5 protein-coding genes are annotated in these 6,427 nt (G+C 69.5%); all 5 read left to right on the forward strand.

Going from position 1 to position 6,427, the window contains the following annotated elements; all coding sequences use genetic code 11:
• Window positions 1-211: hypothetical protein (locus WA805_RS03290; protein ID WP_425241613.1), on the forward strand; the 211-nt coding region annotated here is incomplete at its 5' end.
• Between the two features lie 287 nt (window positions 212-498).
• Window positions 499-2,961 (forward strand): FHA domain-containing protein, encoded by a 2,463-nt coding sequence (locus tag WA805_RS03295; protein WP_425238440.1) that lies wholly within the window; start codon window positions 499-501, stop codon window positions 2,959-2,961.
• 51 nt (window positions 2,962-3,012) lie between these two features.
• The gene (locus WA805_RS03300) at window positions 3,013-4,410 is read left to right on the forward strand and encodes an MDR family MFS transporter (RefSeq protein WP_425241614.1); all 1,398 of its coding nucleotides are present in this window, start codon (window positions 3,013-3,015) and stop codon (window positions 4,408-4,410) included.
• Window positions 4,407-5,555 (forward strand): dipeptidase, encoded by a 1,149-nt coding sequence (locus WA805_RS03305; protein WP_425241615.1) that lies wholly within the window; start codon window positions 4,407-4,409, stop codon window positions 5,553-5,555. The genes WA805_RS03300 and WA805_RS03305 overlap by 4 nt, the downstream gene beginning before the upstream one ends.
• A gap of 394 nt (window positions 5,556-5,949) precedes the next feature.
• On the forward strand, window positions 5,950-6,427 hold a 478-nt coding region (locus WA805_RS03310), incomplete at its 3' end, for a polyphenol oxidase family protein (protein WP_425241616.1).

The following is a 6,427-nucleotide window of genomic DNA, read 5'->3' on the forward strand; positions in this document are numbered from 1 at the left end:
GCTGGGGGCCGTACTGAGGTGGCTGTTGCGGCCGGCTGTCGGGGTGCAATGCCTGGCCCTGCTCGGCACCGGGCTGGGGCCCCGGGGGCCCCGGGGGTGCCGGGCGCTGGGCGCCGGGCTGCGCCGGGGTGAAGCTCGGCCGGGCGGGCTGAAAACTCGGCTGCGCCGACGGCTCAGCCCTGGTCGCGTCGGGCACCTCACGCTGCTGTGATTCCGGCTGCTCCGGCCAGTCACCACCGGCGGATGCCGGCTGACTCATCGGCTGGGTAGGGTCGGTGCTCATTGGTCGCCCCCAGGTCTTGTCAAACTGCCGACGCTACAAGTATTGATGAATGTCAAGGCCGAGATAGTAAAGGTCTCCCTCGCAGTTATAGTTCACCAGATTCCGGATTTCACGCCCGAGCCCTAGACTCAAGGGGACGCGGGCGCGTTCGGGGGAAACCAAAGCAACTATCGGGGCTTAACGAGCGGGAGGGGAACCCGGCGGTGGGCAATCCAGTGGCGCAGAGACCGCATGCCGCGCCGGCGCTGCTGGTTCGGACGAGGCGTTCCGATCACCGGCTGGAAAGCGGCACCGAATATCGCATCGGGCGGGATCCCGCCGCGGACATCGTGCTGAGCGATGCGCGCGTGTCGTGGCACCACGCCGTGCTCAAGACCGACGGGGCCGGGTGGGTCCTGGAGGACACCGGCAGCCGCAATGGCATCTTTGTCGGCACGGAGCAGACCCGGCGGGTCGACATCCGGACCAACTGCGTGGTGCGGATCGGCAATCCAGACGACGGTCCGGTACTCAGGTTCGAGCCGCAGCTTCCCCAGGAACCGCCGCCCGTCTCCGTGCCTGTCCCCATGCCCGTGCCGGCACCCGCGCCCGCGCCCGCGCGGATATCTGGCGGCTTGGTCAGGGAACCGGTCCAGGAACAGGAAGCCGAGATCCTCGCGAGCCTGCCGAGCGTCGACCGGCGGCCCACCGCGCGCATGCCGCTGCCCTCGAAGGTCATGCGGATCGGCCGCACCCCGGACAACGACCTTGTGGTCTCCGACCTCGGCGTCTCCCGCGAGCACGCCGAGCTCAGGAAGTCGGTGACCGGCCGCTACGAGATCATCGACCTGGGCAGCCACAACGGCACCTTCGTCAATGGCTCCCGGATCGACCGCGCCGAGCTGGGCGATTCCGACATCATCAGCATCGGCCACGCCACCTTCCGGCTAGCCGACGGCGAACTGCGCGAGTACGTCGACGAGGGCAACGTTTCCTTCGAGGCCCGCGAGCTGTTCGTCCAGGTATCGGACGGCGGCAAGCCGAAGGTGCTGCTGCAGGGCATCACCTTCCCGTTGCCCGAGCGTTCCTTGCTCGCGGTCATCGGCCCGGCCGGGGCGGGCAAGTCCACGCTGCTCAACGCGCTGACCGGGAAGCGGCCCGCGGACCAGGGCACCGTGCTGTACGACAAGCGCGACCTGTACAAGAGCTATGAAGAACTGCGGCACCGCATCGGGCTGGTGCCGCAGCAGAGCGTCACGCACGACCAGCTGACCGCGAGGTCGGCGCTCGGCTACGCGGCCGAGCTGCGCTTTCCCCCGGACACGGGCGCGTCGGAACGGCGCGGGCGCGTGGAGGAGGTGCTCGGCGAGCTGGAGATGAGCCAGCACGGCGACACTCGCGTCGAGCGGCTCTCCGGCGGCCAGAACAAGCGTGTCAACATCGGCCTCGAGCTGCTCACCAAGCCCAGCCTGCTGTTCCTCGACGAGCCGACCTCACCCCTTGACCCGCACCTGAAGCGCGAGCTCATGGAGCGGATGCGCCGGATGGCGGACGGGGCGGCGGAGAAGGGGCAGTCGGTCGTCGTGATCACGCACGACGTCGAGCCGAAACTGCTCGACCTCGCCGACCGGCTCATCGTCCTCGCCCCCGGCGGCAAGATGGCCTACTTCGGACCGCCAAAGGAGGGGCTGAAGTACTTCGGCAGGGCCGACTGGGCAGACGTCTTCAAGGAGTTCTCCGACCAGCCCCAGAAGGACTGGATGGCCGAGTACAAGGCGTCGAGGGACTACGCGCGGTACGTGACGGAGCCGATGACCGAGCGCGCGCCGCAGCCGCTGCCGCCCGACGCGCCGCAGCGGGAGGAACCGCCGCCGCCGCGTCAGCGCGGCCGCATCAGCCAGCTGTCCACGCTGTCCCGCCGCTACGCGCGGGTGATGTCCGTCGACCGCGGCTACATGCTCTTCACCATCCTGCTCCCGCTGATCCTCGGCGTGGTCGTCCGGGTGATACCGTCGCCCGAAGGCCTGGGCGGCCTGCCGAAGACCAACACGGACGCGATCGAGGTGCTGCTCATCCTGGTGATGTCGGCCTGCCTGGCCGGCACCGCGAACTCGGTGCGCGAGATCGTCAAGGAGCGTGACATCTTCGAGCGAGAACGCATGGCCGGACTATCGTCCGGCGCCTACCTCTCCTCCAAGGTGCTCGTCCTCGGCGTGGTCAGCGTGGTGCAGACGCTGCTCATCGTCGTCATCGGCGTGGCCGGCCGCCCGATGCCGAAGACCGGCTCGCTGCTCACCAGCGCGCCGCTCGTTGAGATCGCGATCGCCGTCGCGGTGCTGTGCTTCGTTTCCATGCTCATCGGCCTCGCGATCTCCAGCATGGTGACCAAATCTGAGCAGACCATGCCGGCCCTCGTGGTGGTCACCATGATCCAGGTCGTCCTGTCCGGCGGTGTCATCCCGCTGACCGGGGCGATCAGATGGGTGTCATCGATCGCCCCGGCACGGTGGGGAATGGGCGCGCTCGGCTCGACGACTAGCCTGAGCGTGATCACGCCCGGCCAGGCCCCGGACGCCCTATGGCAGCACACCCCCGTTCAGTGGCTCACCGACATTGGCTTCATGATCCTCATCGGCCTGATCTGCCTGGCCATCACCCAATGGCGGCTCGGGAAGCTCGGCCCAGGACACCGCAAGTAATCGGCTGAGCGACAGGGAACAGGGCCGGCAGGCCCGGCCTTGTAGTAGTCCGTGAAGGCCCGCCTGTCCCCGAAGCTCGTCGTCGGCGCCGTGTTCGTGGCGTCCATGTTCCTCAACATCATGGACGCGACGGTCGTCAACGTGGCGCTGCCGACGCTGAGCAGGTACTTCGCGGTACCGGTGGCGTCGGTGAGCGGGGTGGTCACCGCGTACCTGGTGACGCTGGCGGTGGTGATGCCCGTGTCCGGCTGGGTAGGGGACCGGTTCGGCGCCCGCAGCGTGGTGCTCGGCGCCATCGGGCTGTTCACGGCCGCGTCCGCGCTGTGCGGGGTAGCGACGTCGCTGCCTGAACTGGTGGTGTTCCGCGCGGTGCAGGGCGCCGGCGGCGGGCTGCTGATCCCCGTCGGGATGGCGATGATGTTCCGCGCGTACCCGCCCGCCGAGCGGATCAGGGCGAACCGGCTGCTGATCGTGCCGACGCTGATCGCGCCGGCGCTCGGGCCGGTGATCGGCGGCCTGCTGGTGGACGGACTGTCCTGGCGGTGGATCTTCTACCTCAACCTGCCGGTCGGGGTGGCCGCGCTCGTCTTCGGCGCGCTGTTCCTGCCGCACGGCTCTGAGCATCCCCCTGGCCCCTTCGACCTGCCCGGGTTCCTGCTCGCCGGGACCGGCGTCCCGTTGTTCATGTTCGCGCTGTCGACCGGCGCGACCTCCGGCTGGGGCGCCGCGGCCGTGCTCGCCACCGGGGTGGCCGGCCTGGTGCTGCTCGCCTTGTTCGTGCTCGTCGAGCTGCGCGCGGCCGCGCCCATGCTCCGGCTCAGGATCTACGCCAACCGCCTGTTCCGGGCGACGAACCTGCAGCTCACGTTCGCCGGCGCCGGCTTCGTCGGCACGCTGTTCCTGGTGCCGCTGCTGCTGCAGAACGGCCTCGGCTTCTCCGCTGTGCACTCGGGCCTGTCGACGTTCCCCGAGGCCATCGGCGGGATGATCGGCGTGCAGGTGACCTCCCGGCTGTACAAGCGGGTAGGGCCGCGGCGGCTGATGACCGCAGGGATGTGCGGCACGGTCGTGTCCATCGGCGGGATGGCGTTCGCCGGTCCTGGCAACGCGGCCTGGCTGATCCCGGTGCTGATGTTCTTCACCGGCGGCTCGTTCGGGTTCGCCTTTTCACCCTCGCAGGCCGCTGCCCTGGCCACCGTGTCCGCGGCGGAGACCAGCCATGCCTCGACCCTGCTGAACACGCTCAGGCAGGCGGGCGGCGCGGCCGGGGTCGCGCTGCTCGGCACCGTCCTCGGCGCGACCGGCGCGAGCTCGGCCGACCTGGGCGGATACCGGCTCGCGTTCCTCGCCGCGGCGGGCCTGATGCTGCTCGGCGCGGGATTCTCAAGCCTGGTCAGCGACGCCGACGCGGCGCCGACGATGGCGGAAGCCGTTACGCTAGCGGCGTGACAACGGCCGACGGTACCGCCCTCTCCAACGCCCTTGCGCGCGCCATGCTCAGCCGCTTCCCGCTGATCGACGGGCACAACGACCTGCCCTGGGCGATCAGGGAGACCATCGGCGACCTGGACGCGGTCGACCTGACACAGCGGGTCGGCAAGACGCACACCGACATTCCCCGCCTGGTGGAGGGCGGGGTCGGCGGCCAGTTCTGGTCGGTTTACATCCCGGCGCGGCTGGCCGGCGACAGCGCGGTGACCGCTGTGCTCGAGCAGATCGACCTGGCGCACCGGATGATCCGGCGCTACCCGTCCCGGTTCGCGCTGGCGCTGACCGCGGACGACGTGGCGCAGGCGTTCGCGGCCGGCCGGATCGCCTCGCTGCTGGGCGCCGAGGGCGGTCACAGCATCGGCGGTTCGCTGGGCGTGCTCCGCGTCCTGTACGCGCTCGGCGTCCGGTACATGACGCTGACGCACAACAGCAACGTCGGCTGGGCCGACTCCGCGACCGACGTCCCCGACACCGGCGGGCTCAGCGACTTCGGCCGCGAGGTCGTGGCGGAGATGCAGCGGCTCGGCATGCTCGTGGACCTCTCACACGTGTCGCCGGCCACGATGAACGCCGCCCTCGACGCGGCGCGGGCGCCGGTGATCTTCTCCCACTCCTCGGCGCGCGCGCTGGTCGACAACCCGCGCAACGTGCCCGACGACGTGCTGCGCCGCCTCGCGGCCAACGGCGGCGTGTGCATGGTCACGTTCGTCCCGTTCTTCGTCTCCGCCGACTGCAACGACTGGTTCCAGGGGCTGTCCGCGGAGGTGAGCCGTCGCGGCGAGAACCCGGCGAACCTGGCCGCGGTGTTCAGCGTGATGCCCGAGTGGGAGCGGGAGCACCCGTCGCCATCCGCGACGCTGACGCAGGTCGCGGACCACGTGGACCATGTCCGCGCGATCGCCGGCATCGAGCACATCGGCATCGGCGGCGACTACGACGGCAGCGACAAGTTCCCTGACGGCCTGCAGGACGTCTCCCGCTACCCGGCGCTGTTCACTGAGCTCCTCAGGCGGGGTTGGTCCGAAGCGGACTGCCAGGCGCTTGCCGGGGGCAACGTTCTCCGGGTGCTTCGTGACGCGGAGGCCTTCTCCGCTGGGGTGTAGGTGGGGTCGCTGGGCTTGTGGAATTCCGGCGCGTCAGTCGTCGCCTCGAGGGAGGCGCCGAACGACGCTTCGGAACTCCACGGCGCCCCGCTTCTCCTAGACGTGATGGCTTCGTCCCCACAGGCCCCGCGCACTTGGCATCACTTTCCGTCTTGGTATCACTTTCGGTCCTTTTCGCGCCCGATTTGTCGGTTTTCGGGGACGGAAAGTGATACCAAGATGTCTGGCCGGGTCGGAACGAAAAGATCGTGCGGGGTTCGCCCCGGATTCCGGCACCTTATCCCGCACGATATTTCAGAAGGCGGGGAGTGCGACGCGCGCCGGGCGGACCGGGCCCCGCCGGGCTGCCCGGGGAGACCCCGGCTTCTCTTCGGCGTCGATAGACTCGCGGGCGATGGCTAACACCGTTGATACTGCTGCCGCGGGTCGCCCGGCTGGCGGCGCGTTGCGCCGCGTCGCCGGGCTCGGCGTTCTGGGTTGGCCTGCGTTCGAGGGGCTGGCTGTTGAGGCGTTCGTTACTGCGAGGGGCGGCGGGGTGTCGGTGGGCGCCTACGAGTCGCTGAATTTGAGCTTTTCTGTCGGGGACGACCCGGGGGCTGTGCTGGAGAACCGGCGGCGGGTGGCGGCGGCCATTGGGGCCGACCTCGGGGATTTCGTGTTCACTCGGCAGGTGCATGGCGCCGGAGTCCGCGTTGCCTCCGCCGAGGACCGGGGATCTGGCGCGTTCGCGGTTGACCAGCAGGTTCCCGAGGCGGATGCGCTCGTAACCACGGATTCGTCGGTTGTGCTCGCCATTCTTGCTGCGGACTGCGTGCCGGTCGTGCTCTATGATCCCGTGGCGCATGTTCTTGGCTGTGTTCATTCTGGGTGGC

The sequence above is a fragment of the Trebonia sp. genome (assembly GCF_049794275.1).
Classification (GTDB): domain Bacteria; phylum Actinomycetota; class Actinomycetes; order Streptosporangiales; family Streptosporangiaceae; genus Trebonia.